Annotated in this window: 18 protein-coding genes; 16 read left to right on the forward strand and 2 right to left on the reverse strand. The window is 59.9% G+C overall.

Translation table 11 applies throughout. The features are described from left to right. Nucleotides 1–8 precede the first annotated feature (8 nt). From BN1135_RS12125 to BN1135_RS12150, 6 genes are all read left to right on the forward strand, one after another. Complete coding sequence (locus tag BN1135_RS12125; RefSeq protein ID WP_042021426.1) at nucleotides 9–707, forward strand: aspartate/glutamate racemase family protein; 699 nt, start codon at nucleotides 9–11, stop codon at nucleotides 705–707. A gap of 129 nt (nucleotides 708–836) precedes the next feature. Continuing rightward, a complete protein-coding gene (locus BN1135_RS12130) occupies nucleotides 837–1,943 on the forward strand; it encodes a 1-acyl-sn-glycerol-3-phosphate acyltransferase (RefSeq protein ID WP_042021428.1) in 1,107 nt (368 codons plus the stop codon). Between the two features lie 313 nt (nucleotides 1,944–2,256). Further along, nucleotides 2,257–2,727 carry a NanQ anomerase/TabA/YiaL family protein gene (locus BN1135_RS12135; RefSeq protein ID WP_042021430.1) on the forward strand — a complete coding sequence of 157 codons (471 nt, stop codon included), beginning with the start codon at nucleotides 2,257–2,259 and terminating at the stop codon, nucleotides 2,725–2,727. A gap of 241 nt (nucleotides 2,728–2,968) precedes the next feature. After that, nucleotides 2,969–4,168: an acetate kinase gene (locus BN1135_RS12140; RefSeq protein ID WP_042021432.1), complete on the forward strand. Its 1,200-nt coding sequence runs from the start codon at nucleotides 2,969–2,971 to the stop codon at nucleotides 4,166–4,168. A gap of 141 nt (nucleotides 4,169–4,309) precedes the next feature. Beyond that, nucleotides 4,310–5,551 carry a mechanosensitive ion channel family protein gene (locus BN1135_RS12145; protein WP_042021433.1) on the forward strand — a complete coding sequence of 414 codons (1,242 nt, stop codon included), beginning with the start codon at nucleotides 4,310–4,312 and terminating at the stop codon, nucleotides 5,549–5,551. 187 nt (nucleotides 5,552–5,738) lie between these two features. Beyond that, nucleotides 5,739–6,665: a L,D-transpeptidase family protein gene (locus tag BN1135_RS12150; RefSeq protein WP_042021434.1), complete on the forward strand. Its 927-nt coding sequence runs from the start codon at nucleotides 5,739–5,741 to the stop codon at nucleotides 6,663–6,665. A 68-nt stretch (nucleotides 6,666–6,733) separates the two neighbouring features. On the opposite strand, the gene BN1135_RS12155 is transcribed toward BN1135_RS12150, so the two are convergent. After that, on the reverse strand, nucleotides 6,734–7,627 hold the full coding sequence (locus tag BN1135_RS12155; protein WP_042021436.1) for a VirK/YbjX family protein: 894 nt from the start codon (nucleotides 7,625–7,627) through the stop codon (nucleotides 6,734–6,736). A gap of 325 nt (nucleotides 7,628–7,952) precedes the next feature. Between BN1135_RS12155 and putP the strand changes: the two genes are divergently transcribed. The 10 genes from putP to rpoS all read left to right on the forward strand — a co-directional run bounded on the left by putP (nucleotide 7,953) and on the right by rpoS (nucleotide 16,379). Continuing rightward, nucleotides 7,953–9,470: a sodium/proline symporter PutP gene (putP, locus tag BN1135_RS12160; RefSeq protein WP_042021438.1), complete on the forward strand. Its 1,518-nt coding sequence runs from the start codon at nucleotides 7,953–7,955 to the stop codon at nucleotides 9,468–9,470. 207 nt (nucleotides 9,471–9,677) lie between these two features. After that, on the forward strand, nucleotides 9,678–9,995 hold the full coding sequence (gene ftsB, locus BN1135_RS12165) for a cell division protein FtsB (RefSeq protein WP_042021440.1): 318 nt from the start codon (nucleotides 9,678–9,680) through the stop codon (nucleotides 9,993–9,995). Beyond that, nucleotides 9,988–10,680, forward strand: a complete 693-nt coding sequence (gene ispD, locus BN1135_RS12170) for a 2-C-methyl-D-erythritol 4-phosphate cytidylyltransferase (protein ID WP_042021442.1) — start codon at nucleotides 9,988–9,990, stop codon at nucleotides 10,678–10,680. The genes ftsB and ispD overlap by 8 nt, the downstream gene beginning before the upstream one ends. Before the next feature lie 113 nt (nucleotides 10,681–10,793). Continuing rightward, a complete protein-coding gene (ispF, locus tag BN1135_RS12175) occupies nucleotides 10,794–11,270 on the forward strand; it encodes a 2-C-methyl-D-erythritol 2,4-cyclodiphosphate synthase (RefSeq protein ID WP_042021443.1) in 477 nt (158 codons plus the stop codon). After that, the gene (gene truD, locus BN1135_RS12180; protein WP_042021445.1) at nucleotides 11,270–12,328 is read left to right on the forward strand and encodes a tRNA pseudouridine(13) synthase TruD; all 1,059 of its coding nucleotides are present in this window, start codon (nucleotides 11,270–11,272) and stop codon (nucleotides 12,326–12,328) included. The genes ispF and truD overlap by 1 nt, the downstream gene beginning before the upstream one ends. Continuing rightward, a complete protein-coding gene (gene surE / locus BN1135_RS12185) occupies nucleotides 12,309–13,055 on the forward strand; it encodes a 5'/3'-nucleotidase SurE (RefSeq protein WP_042021446.1) in 747 nt (248 codons plus the stop codon). The genes truD and surE overlap by 20 nt, the downstream gene beginning before the upstream one ends. A gap of 4 nt (nucleotides 13,056–13,059) precedes the next feature. Further along, nucleotides 13,060–13,677, forward strand: coding sequence for a protein-L-isoaspartate(D-aspartate) O-methyltransferase (locus tag BN1135_RS12190; protein ID WP_042021447.1), 618 nt, complete (start codon nucleotides 13,060–13,062; stop codon nucleotides 13,675–13,677). Next, entirely contained in the window at nucleotides 13,674–14,255 is a 582-nt protein-coding gene (locus tag BN1135_RS12195) for a YqaA family protein (RefSeq protein WP_042021449.1), read from the forward strand. Before BN1135_RS12190 ends, BN1135_RS12195 begins: the two co-directional genes overlap by 4 nt. A 9-nt stretch (nucleotides 14,256–14,264) precedes the next feature. Beyond that, nucleotides 14,265–15,335: a peptidoglycan DD-metalloendopeptidase family protein gene (locus BN1135_RS12200; RefSeq protein WP_042021451.1), complete on the forward strand. Its 1,071-nt coding sequence runs from the start codon at nucleotides 14,265–14,267 to the stop codon at nucleotides 15,333–15,335. Between the two features lie 45 nt (nucleotides 15,336–15,380). Beyond that, nucleotides 15,381–16,379, forward strand: coding sequence for an RNA polymerase sigma factor RpoS (gene rpoS / locus BN1135_RS12205; RefSeq protein WP_042021453.1), 999 nt, complete (start codon nucleotides 15,381–15,383; stop codon nucleotides 16,377–16,379). Between the two features lie 113 nt (nucleotides 16,380–16,492). On the opposite strand, the gene BN1135_RS12210 is transcribed toward rpoS, so the two are convergent. Further along, complete coding sequence (locus BN1135_RS12210) at nucleotides 16,493–17,530, reverse strand: alkene reductase (protein ID WP_042021455.1); 1,038 nt, start codon at nucleotides 17,528–17,530, stop codon at nucleotides 16,493–16,495. Nucleotides 17,531–17,545: the final 15 nt, after the last annotated feature.

Genomic DNA, 17,545 nt, shown 5'->3' on the forward strand with positions numbered 1-17,545 from the left:
GAGTTCATATGAAATGTATCGGTCTGCTGGGTGGCATGAGCTGGGAGTCCACCGTCAGTTACTATCAGGCGCTCAACCGCGGGGTGCGGGCACAGCTTGGCGGTTTGCACTCGGCGCGGGTACTGCTCAACAGTGTCGACTTTGCCGAGATAGAGCGGTTGCAACATGCCGGTGACTGGCCCGCCACTGCCCGTTTGCTGGCGGCGGAGGCGCGCAAGCTGCAGGATGGCGGCGCCGATTTCTTGCTGATCGGCACCAACACCATGCACAAGGTCGCCCCCGAGATTGAGGCGGCCATCGATATCCCGCTGCTCCATATCGCCGATGCCACCGCCGCCAAATTACGGGCAGACGGGATCACCCGAGTCGGCCTGCTCGGCACCCGCTTCACCATGGAGCAGGATTTCTACAAGGGGCGCTTGCAGGAGCGTTTCGGGTTGGCGGTGCTGGTGCCCGATGAGGCAGGGCGGGAGCGGGTGCATCGGATCATCTATGACGAGCTCTGCCTTGGCGAGATCCGCGAATCCTCCCGCGCCGAGTATCTGGCCATTATCGAGGAACTGGCGGCCGCTGGCGCCGAGGCGGTGATCCTCGGTTGTACCGAGATTGCCCTGCTGGTGGGCGATGCCAGAGCCGCCGTGCCGCTCTACGACACCACCGCCATTCATGCCGAGGCAGCCGTAGCACTGGCGTTGAGCCTTGATTAATTAACTGGTCAGATCTCACTATTGTTGCTTGCTGCATACCCCTTGCCATAAAAGCGTGTAAAATCGCGCCCTGAATTCTCCCGGCCAACGCAGGTTGGCCGCGACTCCCTAGCATGCAAGGCTGACATTGTGACTGACGTAGATAGATTCGCGGATATTCGCCCCTACCGTGATGAAGAAGTACCGGCCGCCATCGAACGACTGATCCAGGATGATGAGTTTATCGGGGCCATTGCCAGATATCGTTTCGGTTCTCTGATGAGCTGGCTGGGTTGGGCCATTCGCCCGCTGATCCGCCTGTTCCTGCGCCGCAAGTGGTCCAAGGTCACTACTGTGCGTCAGGTGCAGCTCGGCGTGACCCGTTATATGTCGCGGATGATTGCCACTTCCACCAAGGGGATCACCTTCTCCGGGATAGAGCATCTGAAAAAAGAGCAGGGCTACCTGTTTGTCTCCAACCACAGAGACATCGCCATGGATCCGGCGTTCGTCAACTGGGGGCTGCATAGCCATGGTTTTGATACCGTGCGTATCGCCATCGGCGACAACCTGCTGCGCAAGCCCTGCGCCACCGAGCTGATGAAGCTCAACAAGAGTTTTATCGTCAAGCGATCGGCCAAAGGGCCGCGGGAGATGATGAAGATGCTCGGTGAACTGTCGGCCTATATCGGCAACTCGGTGCACGAAGGTCACTCCATCTGGATCGCCCAGAAAGAGGGGCGCGCCAAGAATGGCGATGACAAGACAGATCCGGCCATCCTCAAGATGTTCTACCTTGACGGCAAGAAGCAGAAGATCGACTTCGTGGATTACATGCGCAGCCTCAACATAGTGCCGGTCAGCATCAGCTATGAGCTGGATCCGACCGACAAGGCGAAAGCGCGCGAGCTCTATGAAAAGTCGGTCAACGGCTGCTATGAGAAGGGCGAGTTTGAGGACATCGAGAGTATCGTCGCCGGTATTGTCGGCATGAAGGGGCGGGTACATGTCTCCTTCGGCGCCCCCATCAGCGATGGGTTCAGCGATCCGGACGAACTGGCCGCGCTGATCGACAAGGCAATCTGGAGCAGCTACCGCCTCTTCCCCAGCAACTATCTGGCGGCCGATGTCTCTGGCAAGGCCAATACCATCGAACAGGCCGCCTTCCTGACCCGTCAGTCGGAAGTGCCCCAAGAGCACAAAGATATCTGGCGTGCCATGTATGCCAAACCGGTGGAAAACGCCAAAAAGGCTTGAATGAAACCGGTTGTAACGTGGTTTGATGAAAAAAACGGGCGCTGATGCGCCCGTTTTTGCGTCTGGTCAAAGTCGACAGTGAAAGGGTGGTGAATAATATGGTTTCAGCTGGTACGATCACCGTGAAAATGGGACTATGCCTCTTGGCAGTTACCTGATGAGTGTGTAACAGTGCTTGAGCGCTGAACATCAGCAAAAGATTTAAACCCCTTTGCACGGATTGCAGAGGGCATTATTGAGGGACCTGTCACAGGTCCTTTTTCATTGGCTGGCAAAGATGCCACGCAGATATACCTAACAGGAAACAGACGCCATGATCACCGGTAGCCTGAACACCCTGCAGCGTACGCCGCTGCCCTCCCCGCTGGCCCGTATCATGGCCGAGGTGGTGAAGAGCGTGGCTCACTGGAGTGAGGCGCCGCTCGGCAAGACCGAGATCGATGGCCTGAACCTGTTTTGTCTGGTGAGCGATGATCTGACCGAGCCAGCCGCAGATCGCCGTGGCGAATTCCATCAGCAGTATCTTGATATCCAGCTGCTGCTGCGCGGTGAAGAGTGGATTGGTGTAGGCCCCCACGATTACGTGAGTGAAGGTGCCGACCATCCCCATCCCGACCTCTGGTTTGTCGATGACGAGCAGACCAGCTATCTGGCACTGCAGCCCGGTGATTTCGCCATCTTCTGGCCAGGGGAGCTGCACCGTCCGCTCTGCACCTTCAATCAGCCCGCTCGCGTCAAGAAGCTGGTGGTCAAGGTGCATAAAGATCTGCTGATCACCGGTTGATCGCTATTCTTGGGTGTCAGACACCCGACTACGACAGGGTCGCTTGAGAGCCGCGCGGGCCTGTCGCGAATTGAAACGAGCGCCATGCACTCTTGATGCGTTACGACTCTTTCAACAGCAAGAATTTAAAAATTGGGCGCACACCCTCCTGCGACCATAAGCCCCCGGCAGGGGAATCCCATCCTCTTTTGGATGACACGACACTGTCGGCATAAAGCCGAAGCACAGGAAGATGTAGAACATGAGCAAGTTGGTATTGATCCTTAACTGCGGTAGCTCTTCCCTGAAATTTGCCGTAATGGACGCCGAAACAGGTGAGGACATGCTGTCCGGCCTGGCCGAATGCTTCAATCTGGATGATGCACGTATTAAATGGAAACTCCACGGGGTCAAGGGCGAAGCCATGCTGGGAGCGGGTGCCGCTCACCAGGCCGCCCTCGACCATATCGTGGGTCACATCCTGCCGCAGGATCCGACTCTTACCGAGCAACTGGTGGCCATCGGTCACCGCATCGTGCACGGTGGCGAGCAGTTCTCCCGCTCCGTGCGTATTGATGACGGCGTGATCGCCGGTATCGAAGCCGCCATTCCGTTCGCCCCGCTGCACAACCCGGCCCACCTCATCGGCATTCGTGCCGCGCTGAAGGTGTTCCCGCAGCTGGCAGAGAAGAACGTGGCCGTATTCGACACCGCCTTCCACCAGACCCTGCCGCAAGAGGCTTACCTCTATGCGTTGCCGCACAAGCTTTATCGTGAACACGGCATTCGTCGTTACGGCGCCCACGGCACTTCCCACCGCTATATCGCGGAAGAAGTGGCCAAGGAGCTGGGCAAGCCGTTGCATGAGTTGAACATCATCAACTGCCACCTGGGCAACGGTGCCTCTGTTTGCGCCATCAAGAACGGCGAGTCTGTTGACACCTCCATGGGGCTGACTCCGCTGGAAGGGCTGGCGATGGGTACCCGCAGTGGTGATATCGATCCTGCAGTGGTGTTCTTCATGCACGACCAGCTTGGTTACAGCGTGGACGAGATTAACCATGTGCTGACCCGCGAATCCGGTCTGTTGGGCCTGACTGAAGCGAGCAGTGACTGCCGCTACGTCACCAGCAACTACGCCACCGACGCCGGTGCCAAGCGTGCGCTGGATGTGTTCACCTACCGTGTTGCCAAGTATGTCGGTGCCTATGCTGCCGCCATGGACGGTCGTCTGGATGCCCTGGTGTTCACCGGTGGTATCGGTGAAAACGCCGCCATGGTGCGCGAGATGGTGCTGGCTCGTCTGGCCCTGTTCGGCTTCAAGGTGGACCAAGAGGCCAACAACGCCGCGGTACTGGGTGGCGAAGGTCGCATCACCACCGCCGACAGCCGTTGCGCCCTGGTGATCCCGACCAACGAAGAACTGGTCATCGCCCGCGATGCCCTGAGCCTGGTCTGCTAAGCCAGCCTCGCTTTGAAACAACGCCCGGCCTGTGCCGGGCGTTGTCGTTTCTGGCGTCCGCCGATTTGACATGGGGGAGGGGAGCGGTACCCTGACCTCACTGTTTTTGCAGCCAGCGGCTGCCAGGTTCGGGAGAGAACAATGAAAGAGGCGTTTTTTAACTGGTTGTCGGGCCTTGGGGTGGAAGTGACCAACCTGATGGCGCTGGTGATCGCGCTGGGTTTTATCGTCATCACCTCGTTGCTGCTGCACATGGTGCTGCACCGGGTGTTGCTGGTACGGCTGGTCGGGCTCCTCGGCAAGGCCAAGCAGGTGTGGCTGCCGCCCGAGCTGCAACAGCGCCTCTTCAACCGGCTCGCCTTCGTGCTGCAGGGGGCCGTGCTGCTCGGTCAGGCGGAGATCTGGTTGCCCCGTCAATCGGATAGCCTCAAGCTTATCGAGATGGTGGCCCAGTTCTGGATCCTGCTGTTCCTGCTGCTGGCCTTCTTCGCCCTGCTCGACTGCGTGTTGTCGGTGAGTCGCTATACCCGGCTTGGCCGGGATTTGCCCCTGCGCGGTATCTTCCAGGGGGCCAAGCTGGTAGGCAGCATTCTGGTGGGCATCCTGATGATTGCCCTGCTGCTTGGCAAGTCGCCGCTGTTCCTGTTCAGCGGTCTGGGTGCCATGACCGCAGTGCTGATGTTGGTGTTCAAGGACCCCATTCTCGGGCTGGTGGCGGGGATCCAGCTCTCCGCCAACCGGATGCTGAGCGTCGGCAACTGGCTGCAGATGGACAAGTACGGCGCCGATGGTGAGGTGACCGACATCGGCCTTACCACGGTCAAGGTGTCAAACTGGGACAAGACCATCACCACCATTCCCACCTATGCGCTGATCTCGGATTCTTTCAAGAACTGGCAGGGGATGACCGAATCGGGCGGCCGCCGCATCAAGCGCAGCGTCAATATCGACATGACCAGCGTGCGCTTTCTGACTGCCGATGAGCAGTTGCAGCTCAAGCAGGCGCAACTGCTGGCACCCTATCTCAGCCGCAAGGAGCAGGAGCTGAGCGCCTACAACCAGCAGTTGAGCGATGCCTTGAGCTGCCCCATCAACGGTCGCCACCTCACCAACCTCGGTACTCTGCGCGCCTATCTGGATGCCTACCTGCGTGCCCACACCGGCATTCGCAAGGAGATGACCCTGATGGTGCGCCAGCTGGCGCCCACTTCAGATGGCCTGCCGCTGGAGATTTACTGCTTTACCGCGACGACCGCATGGGCCGATTACGAAGGGATCCAGGCCGATATTTTCGACCATATCTTTGCCGTTATTGAGCAATTTCATCTGCGGTTGCATCAATCTCCCACAGGTTACGACATGCGTGGCTGGCAACGGGGATAAGCAAGGAGATCGGGCGGGTCGAGGACGCGGAAAAATCCGTATATTAATCATCGACCCATCACTACTTGTCGGTTGAAATTTGGCGTGCAGAGGAGAAAAATGGCGGCCTTCTCTTCGCGCCCCTGATCCCAGCTTGATCAGCTGCCAGCCCAGAGACGTCACTTCAAGTCATCATCATGGGAAAGTTATGAAGCTCCTTCGCAATAGTGTGGCAACCCTCTGCTACAGCCTGCTGCTGACCGCTGCGCCGGTTTTCGCTGTTGAATATGCTCTGCCTGCGGCCAACAGCCGTCTGGTGGGGGAAAATCTGCAATACGTAGTCCCGGCTGAAGAGAACGGCCAGCCGCTGGAGGCCATTGCGGCGAAATTCCAGCTGGGGCTCACCAACATGACTGAAGCCAACCCCGATGCGGATCCCCTGCTGGTACAGACCGGCGAGAAGCTGGTGATCCCCCAGCAGCTGATCCTGCCGGATGCCCCGCGGGAAGGGTTGGTGCTCAACGTGGCCGAAATGCGCCTCTACTACTACCCCAAGGGTAAAAAAGTGGTGGAAGTGCTGCCCATCGGCATCGGCCAGCTCGGCACCGACACCCCGGAAAACTGGGTGACCAGCGTACAGCGCAAGAAAGCGGGCCCGACCTGGACCCCGACCGCCAAGATGCACGCTGAATATGCCGCCAATGGCAAGAGTCTGCCGGCGGTCTGGCCGGCTGGCCCGGACAACCCCATGGGGCTGTTCGCCCTCTACATCGGCAAGATGTACGCCATCCACGGTACCAACGCCAACTTCGGTATCGGCCTGCGGGTGAGCCACGGTTGCGTGCGTCTGCGTAACGACGATATCGCCTACCTGTTCAAGCAGGTACCGGTCGGTACCCGCGTCCAGTTCGTCAACCAGCCGATCAAGGCCTCTGTGGAACAGGATGGTCACCGTTATCTGGAAGTGCACCAGCCGCTTTCGCGCAGCGAGGAGGAGTTCAACTCCAAGCTGCCGGCGCCGCTGCCGATGACCCCAACGGTGACTCGCTTCATCGCTCACGCCGATAGCGACTCCCAGCTGGTGAAACAGGCGCTGGAACAGCGCAACGGCATGCCGATGGCAATCAACCGCTAAGGCAGATCCCCGTCATGACAAAGGGCGAACAGCATGCTGTTCGCCCTTTTTGTTTCTGCTGGTCTGACTCAGCTTCGCAGCAGATTTGCCTGCAGCTCGCTGCCGAGCTGATCGAGCAACTGGTAGCGCGCCTTGTAGCTGGCCCGCTTGCGGGAGGGGATCTCCTCCAGCGTTTTGCGTGGCACCTCCAGCGGCAGGCTCATCCAGAGTGCATCCTGCACGCTGCCCTGATGCTCCTGCCACAAGCCATCCAGATCAAATTTGACCCGTTCGGCGGTGCGTTTGCTGCTCTGATAGACATGGCTCTGGGTACGGATCCCGAGCAGGGTGTTGCATGCCAACCCCCGGGCCAGCTCGGCGGCCATATAGACCAGCAGGGACATGGGGCGCAGCCCGCCGCAGGCCTTGGTGACCTGCTTGATCTCCTCGCTCAGCCCCTTGCCGCCCTGCAGCGAGCAGATCTCGAGGGTTGGGCTTGGAGCGGGGCGCAGATTGAGGGCCATGTAATAGAGCGCGGCGTCACCCAGCTTGAGGGTCAGGCTCATCTCCCCCTCTTTGCCCATGTGGGTTTGGTAATCCAGTTGCAGGGTCAGCGGTGCCGTCAGCTTGTCGCTCTGCCACTGGGCCAGCAGCAGGCCGCGCCCGCTGTAGATCGCCAGTTGCTGCGCCTTGGGCAGCTGACGGGCCAGCTGCTGGTAGTGGCCGCTGATAAGCCCCGCGCGCAGCCTCTTGCCCAGTCCTTTGTGGCGATAGGGGTGGATCGGCTTTTCCAGAATATCGGGGAAGCGGCTGATCGCCTGCGCCAGCAGCGGTTGCTCCTGCTGCTGGCGATAGAGGGCGCGGGCGCCGGGATTGAGCCAGAGACGCCCCACATACTTGGCCCGTCTGATGAGATGACCCGACTCCTCCACCGGGTGAAGGCGGCGGGCGAGGGTTCGCAGGTGTGACAGATGAGATGACATGGTGCCGACCTCTGACTGGTGTGATGAGACAGGGCGGGGAGTGTAGGAGCGGGGCGCAGGCTTGTAAAAAATGGATAGTAACAAAATGTGAAAACATAACGCTCAATAGCTGCCGGTGCGGCGATATGGCCGCCACGGTCACGGCAGAAAATCTGGTGCCATCCTCTTGATGCGGCAGATGATTTGATGCGCAAAGGTTTTTATTGTGTTTTGTGTTTGTTAAAAGTGGTTGAGCTGGCGCGAACGGCTGATTAAGCTAGGTCGGTTTTTTAGGGATGAGCCCGTCACCAGAGCGGGCAGAAAATGACACAAAACGGAGTTTTGCATGACAGCTAGCACACCCATGTTAATCACCTTCCTGGTGTATATCCTCGGAATGGTGCTGATCGGCTTCGTCGCCTATCGCGCCACCCGCAACTTTGATGACTACATTCTGGGCGGCCGCCGGATGGGGAGCTGGGTGACCGCCCTCTCTGCCGGTGCCTCCGACATGAGCGGCTGGCTGCTGATGGGCCTGCCCGGCGCCGTCTTCGTCAGCGGCATTTCCGAGAGCTGGATCGCCATCGGTCTGGTGATCGGCGCCTACCTCAACTGGCGCTGGGTAGCGGGTCGCCTGCGGGTACATACCGAGAAGAACCGCAACGCCCTGACCCTGCCGGACTACTTCACCTACCGCTTTGAAGATCACAGCAAGGTGCTGCGCATCCTCTCGGCGCTGGTGATCCTGCTGTTCTTCACCATCTATTGCGCCTCTGGCGTGGTGGCCGGTGCCCGTCTGTTCGAGAGCACCTTCGGCATGGATTACAACACCGCCCTCTGGGTCGGTGCCGCTGCCACCATCACCTACACCTTCTTCGGCGGCTTCCTCGCGGTGAGCTGGACCGATACGGTGCAGGCGACCCTGATGATCTTTGCCCTGATCCTGACGCCGGTGTTCGTCATCATCGCCGTCGGCGGGGTGGACAGCGCCATGATCGAAGTGGCCGCCAAGAGCGCCACCAACCTCGACATGTTCAAGAATCTGGATGTGATCGCCATTGTCTCGCTGATGGCCTGGGGCCTTGGCTACTTTGGTCAGCCCCACATTCTGGCCCGCTTCATGGCGGCAGATTCCCACCACTCCATGGCCAATGCCCGTCGCATCAGCATGACCTGGATGGTGTTCTGCCTCGCTGGCGCGGTGGCCATCGGCTTCTTCGGGCTGGCCTACTTTGCCCGCTTCCCGGAAGTGGCGGCTGGGGTGACCGGCAACCCGGAGCGGGTCTTTATCGAGCTCTCCAAGATCCTGTTCAACCCCTGGATCGCCGGTGTGCTGCTCTCCGCCATTCTGGCGGCGGTGATGAGTACCCTGAGCTGCCAGTTGCTGGTCTGCTCCAGCGCCATCACCGAGGATCTCTACAAACCCTTCCTGCGCAAGAATGCCTCCCAGCGTGAGCTGGTGTGGGTGGGGCGCCTGATGGTGCTGCTGATCTCGGTGATTGCCATCGCCGTCGCCATGAATCCGGAGAACCGGGTGCTGGGGCTGGTGAGCTACGCCTGGGCCGGTTTCGGTGCCGCCTTCGGCCCCGTGGTGCTGCTCTCGGTGCTGTGGCCGCGGATGACCCGCAACGGCGCGCTGGCAGGCATGCTGGTTGGTGCCATCACCGTCATCGTCTGGAAGCAGTTCGGCTGGCTGGGGCTGTATGAAATCATCCCGGGCTTCCTGTTCGCGCTGCTGGCTATCGTGGTGGGCAGTCTGTTGAGCGAAGCGCCATCAAAGGCGATGCTGGAGCGTTTCCGCGAGGCAGAGGAGGAGTTTAATACCCCTGCCGAGAGCGTGGGAGAGCCGGTCGCGGTCAACTGAACCGGTTAATCCCGCTCTGATAAAGAGCCCCGCCCCGGATGAGGTGTGCCCTGGTTGGCCATCCTTGTACCGGTTTGGCGGGGCTTTGTGCTATCTGATTCACTCTTGGGCACTTTTTTCTGTTCGGCCAGTGGCTCAGGGGTGCTGGCTTTCTTTTGTCTTGCCACCGAATATGGGACACTAGGCCGCCTGAAGGAGACCTAGTGCATGCGGCTATTCACCCTGATCCTGATCCTCCTGCTGGGGGGACTGCAATATGACCTCTGGCTGGGGAAGAACGGGCTATCCGATTATCAGAACCTGTCGGAGGCCATCTCGCAGCAACAGCGGGACAACCAGACTCTCAAGGATCGTAACGACCTCATCTACCGCGAGATAGATGATCTCACCTCTGGCCTTGCGGCCATCGAGGAGCTGTCGCGCAACGATCTGGGTTACATCAAGCAGGGGGAGACCTTCTACCGGATCATCCCCAAAGAGAAAGACAAAGAGACGGCGCCGGACGATGAGCCCTACGATGACTGATGCCAGCCGGGTATCCGGCCTGACGGCGATCGTACCTGCCGCCGGTATCGGCAGCCGGATGGGGGCCGATTGCCCCAAGCAGTACCTGCAACTGGCAGGCAAGACCATTCTCGAACATACCTTGGAGCGGCTGCTCGCTCACCCCGCCATCACGCAGGTGATAGTGGCGCTGGCGCCCCATGATCGCTGGTTTGAGGCCCTGCCCGTGGCGGCTGACCCGCGCATTGTGCGGGTTGAGGGAGGCGCCGAGCGCGCCTTTTCCGTCCTCAATGGCCTCCATGTGGCGCAAGGAGAGTGGGTGCTGGTGCACGATGCAGCCCGCCCCTGCCTGACTCACGGCGATCTCGATGCGCTGATTGCCGCTGCCATGAGCTGCGGTGGCGCCATTCTCGGCAGTCGGGTGCGCGATACCATGAAGCGCTCCGATGGCGAGGGCAATATCATCGCCACCGTCGAGCGCGAGCAGCTCTGGCATGCCCTGACGCCGCAGATGTTCCCGACCCGCACCCTGCAACGGGCGCTGGAAGAGGGATTGCTGCTGGGGGCCACCATCACCGACGAGGCGTCTGCCATGGAACGCGCCGGTTTCACCGTGCGGATGGTGGAGGGGCGCGCCGACAATATCAAAGTGACCCGGCCTGAAGATCTCTCTTTGGCGGGGTTGTTTCTAAGCCAGCAGGCATAAGCCATTTTTGCAAGAGCAGTGACTAAAGGAGCTGACATGGTCCGGATTGGACAGGGTATTGAGGTGCACCAGTGTGACGGGGTCCTTCCCTGCATGTGTGGAGGATGCCAGGTATGATGCGCATTGGTCATGGTTTTGATGTACACAAGTTTGGTGGGGAAGGCCCCTGCATGCTGGGCGGCGTGCCGGTTCCCTACGAGCAGGGACTGATTGCCCACTCCGACGGTGACGTGGTGCTGCACGCAGTAAGCGATGCCCTGCTGGGTGCCATCGGCGCCGGTGACATCGGTCGCCACTTCCCCGATACCGCCGCCGAATTCAAGGGGATCGACAGCCGTATCCTGCTGCGGGACGTGTTTGCCCGGGTACAGCAAGCGGGTTATGCCATCGGCAATCTGGATGTCACCATCATCGCTCAGGCTCCCAAAATGGCTCCCCATATCGACGCCATGTGCGCCGTGCTGGCCGCCGATCTGCAATGTGATTTGAACCGGGTGAACGTCAAGGCGACCACCACCGAACAGCTTGGGTTTACGGGGCGCAAGGAAGGGATCGCCACCGAAGCCGTCGTCCTACTGGTGAAACAATAATGCTGGAACAACTTGCCTATCTGCACGGGGCACCCACTGCCCGCGGTATCCTCAAGGCTGAGGCCGCCGATTTCGTGGTGAATGAAGATCTTGGTTTCGAGCCCTGCGGGGAAGGGGAGCATATCTTCGTCCGGGTGCGCAAAACCGGCGAGAACACTGCCTGGGTGGCGGGTCTACTGGCCGATGCGGCCGGGGTCAATCGCAATGCGGTGAGCTGGGCGGGTCTCAAAGATCGCCACGCGGTCACCGAGCAGTGGTTCGGCATTCACCTGCCGGGCAAGGCCGAACCGGACTTGTCGGTCATCGAGAGTGCCAGCATCCAGATCCTGCAAGCCAAGCGCCACAACAAGAAGCTGCGGGTGGGTTACCTCAAGGGCAACCACTTTACCCTGCGTTTGACCGATGTCAGCCAGGTTGAGGCACTGGAAGATCGTCTGCAGGCCATCGCCACTGAGGGCGTCCCCAATTATTATGGTGAGCAGCGGTTTGGCCGTGATGGCAACAACCTGGAAGCGGCCAAGGCGATGTTCGCCGGCAAGCGGATCAAGGATCGCAACAAGCGCTCCCTCTACCTCTCTGCCGCCCGTAGCATGCTGTTCAACGCCATTGTCAGCGCCCGCATCGAGCAGGGGCTGGCTCATCAGTTGCTGGCCGGTGATTGCGTGATGCTCAAGGGTAGCCACTCCATCTTCAGCGAAGATAGCGTTACCCCTGAGCTGGCGGCCCGCCTCGCCTCCGGCGACGTACAGCTCACCGCGCCCCAGTGGGGTCGTGGCCGTCTGGCCAGTCAGGGCGCCGCTGCTGAGTTCGAACAGGGCGTGCTGGCCCCGTATGCCGAGTGGTGTGACGGGCTGGAGAAAGCCGGGCTGGATCAGGATCGCCGCCCGCTGCTGCTCAAGCCGGAACAGATGAGTTGGCAGCTGGATGGCGAGGCGCTGACCCTCTCCTTCTTCCTGCCGGCGGGCGCGTTTGCCACCAGCGTGGTGCGCGAGTTAATGCTGGCCGAAGAGGCCGATCATGGTTTCAGGAATCAGACCGATGCGAATTCTGGTCAGTAATGATGATGGTGTACATGCCGAGGGCATTGGTGCCCTCAGCGAGGCGCTGCGCGCCTGCGGTGAGGTCATTGTGGTGGCACCGGATCGCAACCGCAGCGGCGCGAGTCACTCCCTGACGCTGGAAGTACCGCTGTGGGTCACCCGCATCAACGAAAGCGGTTACTATGCGGTGAAAGGCACGCCGACCGACTGCGTTCATCTGGCGGTCAACGAGCTGGTGCGCCCGGAACCGGACATGGTGGTGGCTGGCATCAATCACGGCGCCAATCTGGGGGATGATGTCATCTACTCGGGAACGGTCGCAGCGGCCACCGAGGGGCGCCATCTTGGCTACCCCTCCATCGCCATTTCGCTGGTGGGCAAGACCCACTTTGCCACGGCGGCCCACTATGCTGCCTTGCTGGTGAAGGGGCTGATGAAGCACCCCCTGCCTGCCGATCAGATCCTCAACGTCAACGTGCCGGACTTGCCCCTCGCGCAGATCAAGGGGATCAAGACCACCCGTCTTGGCAATCGCCATCGGGCGGAGTCGGTGATCCGCACCGAGGATCCCCGTGGCCAGCCGATCTACTGGATTGGCCCGCCAGGCAGCCAGCAGGATGCTGGAGAAGGTACCGACTTTGCTGCCATCGAGCAGGGTTATGTCTCGATTACTCCCCTGACCATCGATATGACTGCCTATGACAGTCTCGCCGGTCTGGGAGCCTGGTTAGATCTGCAGGGATGAGGGTGTGATAGTACAGCGCCTGTTAAATCAGCTTATTGCGCAGGATATTCGTGATTTTCGCGTGCTGGCGACGATTGCGAAAGTGCCGCGCCAGCTGTTTGTGGACGAAGCCATGGCGCACAAGGCGTGGGACAACACGGCGCTGCCCATTGGCCACGGTCAGACCATTTCGCAGCCCTATATGGTGGCGCGCATGACTGAATTGCTGATGCAAAATAATCCGGCCCATGTGCTGGAGATCGGCACTGGCTCCGGTTACCAGACGGCCATTCTCGCCCATCTGGTGGAGCATGTTTATACCGTGGAGCGGATCAAGTCGTTGCAATTTTTGGCCAGACGCCGATTGCGCCAGCTCGATCTGCACAATGTCTCGGCCAAGCACGGCAACGGCTGGCTGGGGTGGTCCAACAAGGGACCTTATGACGCCATTTTGGTGACGGCTGCGGCGAGTGAAATTCCGACCGCGCTGACCGACCAGCTGGCTGATGGTGGCCGACTGGTGTTGCCGGTGGGCGACAGCCAGCAAACCTTGCAATTGATTGAACGGTCCGGCTCCCAGTTGACCAGTCGTATTCTGGAGCCGGTCCGTTTTGTTCCCCTGATCGACGGAGATGTTGAGTGAAGTTGTTTTCCCGTTTGTATGTATTGGTAATGCAGTGGGCGCGCCACAAGTATGCCCCCTGGTATCTCTCCATCACCGCCTTTATCGAGTCAGTGTTCTGGCCGATCCCTGTGGATGTGATGCTGGCGCCCATGGCGCTCGCCAAGCCCCATAAAGCGTGGCATTACGCCGGGTTGGCAACGACCTTTTCGGTGCTGGGCGCCCTGTTTGGCTATGCCCTGGGCTACGCCCTGTGGGATCCGGTGGTAGAACCGCTGGTGGCATCGGTTGGCTATCAGAGCAAGATCGAGATCGCCCGCCACTGGTTTGAACAGTGGGGTATCTGGGTCATCTTCATTGCCAGCTTCACCCCCATTCCCTACAAGGTGTTTACCGTGACGGCAGGGTTGTTGCAAATGGCTCTGCTGCCCTTCATCATCACCTCCCTCATCGGTCGTGGCATGCGTTTCTTCCTGGTTGCGGGCCTGATGCGTTGGGGCGGTGAAAAGATGGAACGCAAACTGATGCACTATGTAGATGTGCTCGGTTGGCTCTGTATTGGTCTGGCCGTTGTGGCCTATTTCTGGTTTAGTCGTTAAGGATCCATTATGCGTTCGCCTATTTGGCAAGGAAGCTGTGTTGTGGTGTTGTCATGGCTGTTGCTTGCCTGCGCTTCCAGTAAAACGGCAGCTCCAGTGGACGGTGTCGGTGATGATCAGTTCGTCTCGACCATCCCGGCTCGCCAGGGTGGAGTCCAGGGGGGAGCCCCCATTCAGGGTGGCGGCTATGTAGTCAAGAAAGGGGATACCCTCTACTCCATCGCATTCAATTCCGGTAGCGATGTCCCCTCGCTGGCCAGTCTCAACAACATCAGCCCCCCCTATAACATCTATCCGGGTCAGCGGCTGCGGTTTGATTCATCCAGTTCTGTAACCACGGCCAGCAGAAGTGCCAGCACCTATGAGGTGCGTCGGGGCGATACCCTGAGCAGTATCGGTCGCCAGTTTGGTATGGCGCCGCAAACACTGGCACAGAGCAACAACTTGAGTGCCCCCTATGCGTTGCAGCCGGGTCAGGTGCTTAACGTCCAGTCTGCTGGTGGTGGTTCGACCCAGATGGTCGCGGCGACTCGTCCGGTAACTGTGACGCCGGTAGCCGTGAGCCAGCAGAGCAGTGGGCCACGTCCGCTGGCTGAGCCAAGCGGGTCAGGTCAGACCACGCCATTCATTTCGCAGAAATCCGTTGCTCCGGCAGCACCGAAAGAATACGCTCAGGTCAAAGAACAAAAAACAAGCAGCTCCCAGTCGAAACTTGTTTGGCACTGGCCCGCAAAAGGCCGGATCGTCGAGGGTTTCTCTGTTGCAGAACAGGGTAACAAGGGGATCGACATAGCAGGCCAGAAGGGGCAACCCGTCTACGCGGCCAGCAGCGGCAAGGTGGTATACGCCGGTAGCGCTTTAAGGGGGTACGGCAAGCTGATCATCCTCAAGCATGATGATGACTATCTCTCCGCCTACGCTCACAACGATGAGTTGCGGGTGAAGGAAGGGGATAGCGTCAAGGGGGGCTCGGTGATTGCCAACATGGGTAGCACGGACGCGCCGGATGTGCGATTGCATTTCGAGATCCGGTACCGAGGCAAGTCGATCAATCCGATGAGCTATTTGCCAAAGCGTTAACCCCAGAGATCGAGTCTTACTCTGGTAACGTCAGGGAGACACACCATGAGCCAAGAACAACTGGTAATGCAGGATGCAGAGTTAGAGTTTGACGCTGAGTCTCATTCCCATGAGGATGACGATGAGGTAGAAGCAGAAGGGTTGCAGGAGGTCACTGCCGAGGCAGAAGAGACGATCTCCGATGAGTTGCTGGCACCGGAACTGAACAAGGTGATGGATGCCACGCAACTCTATCTGGGGGAGATAGGTTTTTCCCCGCTGCTTACTGCCGAAGAGGAAGTCTACTACGCCCGTCGTGCCTTGCGGGGTGACAAAGCAGCCCGCAAGCGCATGATCGAGTCCAACCTTCGACTGGTGGTGAAAATCGCCCGTCGCTACAACAACCGCGGCTTGGTGCTGCTGGATCTCATCGAAGAGGGCAACCTCGGTCTTATCCGTGCGGTCGAAAAGTTCGACCCCGAGCGCGGCTTCCGTTTCTCCACCTATGCCACCTGGTGGATCCGCCAGACCATAGAGCGGGCCATCATGAACCAGACCCGCACCATTCGTCTGCCCATTCATGTGGTCAAGGAGTTAAACGTTTACCTGCGCACCGCGCGCGAGCTCTCTCACCGTCTCGACCACGAACCCACAGCCGAGGATATTGCCTTCGCGCTGGATCGTTCGGTTGCCGACGTGAACCGCATGCTCAAGCTCAACGAGAAGATCACCTCGGTGGATACCCCCATCGGCGGCGATCGCGACAAGGCGCTGCTGGATGTGATCTCCGACGAGCGTGGCATGGGGCCTGAGCTGGAGTCGCAGGATGACGACATGCGCGCCAGCATAGTGCACTGGCTGGAAGAGCTGAATCCCAAGCAGCGTGAAGTGCTGGCTCGCCGATTTGGCTTGCTGGGTTATGAGCCTGCCACTTTGGAAGATGTCGGTGCCGAGATTGGCCTGACCCGCGAGCGGGTGCGCCAGATCCAGGTCGAGGGGCTGCGCCGTCTGCGGGAGATCCTGCTGAGCCAGGGGCTCTCCATTGAGGCACTGTTTCGCACCTGAGAAGGTTGCCGTGATGGCAAAAAATGGCTGAACGGTAGAACAAGCAGATAGCACGAGGGGAGCAACAGCTCCCCTCGTTTTTTATTGCCTGTCGTCTGGCGATGGCTTCGCAGTTATACCAGCTCAGCCAGCATGGTGTCGGCGTAGGGTACCAGCGCTTCGCCCTTCTTCACCTTGTCGAGATAGTCCGGGTTGGCGATGAGCGGACGACCGATGGCTACCAGATCGAAGCGGTTGGCCTCGATGGCCACGGCAGCGCGCTCGGCGTCGTAGTTGCCCACCCCGACCAGATTGCCCTTGTAGTTGGCGCGCAGATAGTCGGAGGCGCGGCCACCCAGATAATCGAAGGTGAGGTTGTCATCAAAGATGCCGAGGTGGATATAGGCCAGCGGGCGATCGTTGAGCTCGGCCAGCAGGTAGTCGAACACGGCGCGATCTTCCGGGCTGCCTGCCAGATGGACATAGGCACCCGGGGAGAGGCGAATGCCTACCCGATCACCGCCGATGCGGGCGCTGATGGCATCGACCACTTCCAGCGCGAAGCGGCTCATCTTCTCCGGGCTGCCACCGTAGTTGTCGCTGCGCAGGTTGGTGGAGTGGTGCAGGAACTGGTCGATGAGGTAGCCGTTGGCGCCGTGGATCTCCACCCCGTCAAAACCGGCCTCGATGGCGTTGGCACCTGCAGTCGCGTAATCCTCTACCAGCTGGGCGATGTCGGCTTCGGTCAGGGCGCGCGGCACCAGATAGCTCAGCTCGCGCATGCGCGGCATGGTGCCCTCATGGGCCACGGCAGAGGGGGCCAGCACTTCGCCCTGATGGAAGAAGGGGTGGGAGAGACGACCGACGTGCCACAGCTGGGCGAAGATCTTGCCGCCCTTGGCGTGCACTGCGCTGGTCACTTTCTTCCAGCCATCGATCTGAGCCTGGGTGAACAGGCCCGGGGTATTGGGATAGCCCTGCGCGTCGGGGCGAATGATGACGGCCTCGGAGACAATCAGGCCGATGTCGGCACGGCGAGCATAATAGGCAGCCATCTGCTCGGTCGGCACCAGACCGGGGCCTGCCATGCAGCGGGTGAGCGGGGCCATCATGAAGCGGTTGGCCAGGGTCAGAGTGTCATTAAGGCGATACGGCTGAAACAGGGTATTCATGATAGGTTGTCCTGA

It is taken from the genome of Aeromonas sobria, from assembly GCF_000820145.1.
GTDB classification, from domain to species: Bacteria; Pseudomonadota; Gammaproteobacteria; order Enterobacterales; family Aeromonadaceae; genus Aeromonas; species Aeromonas sobria.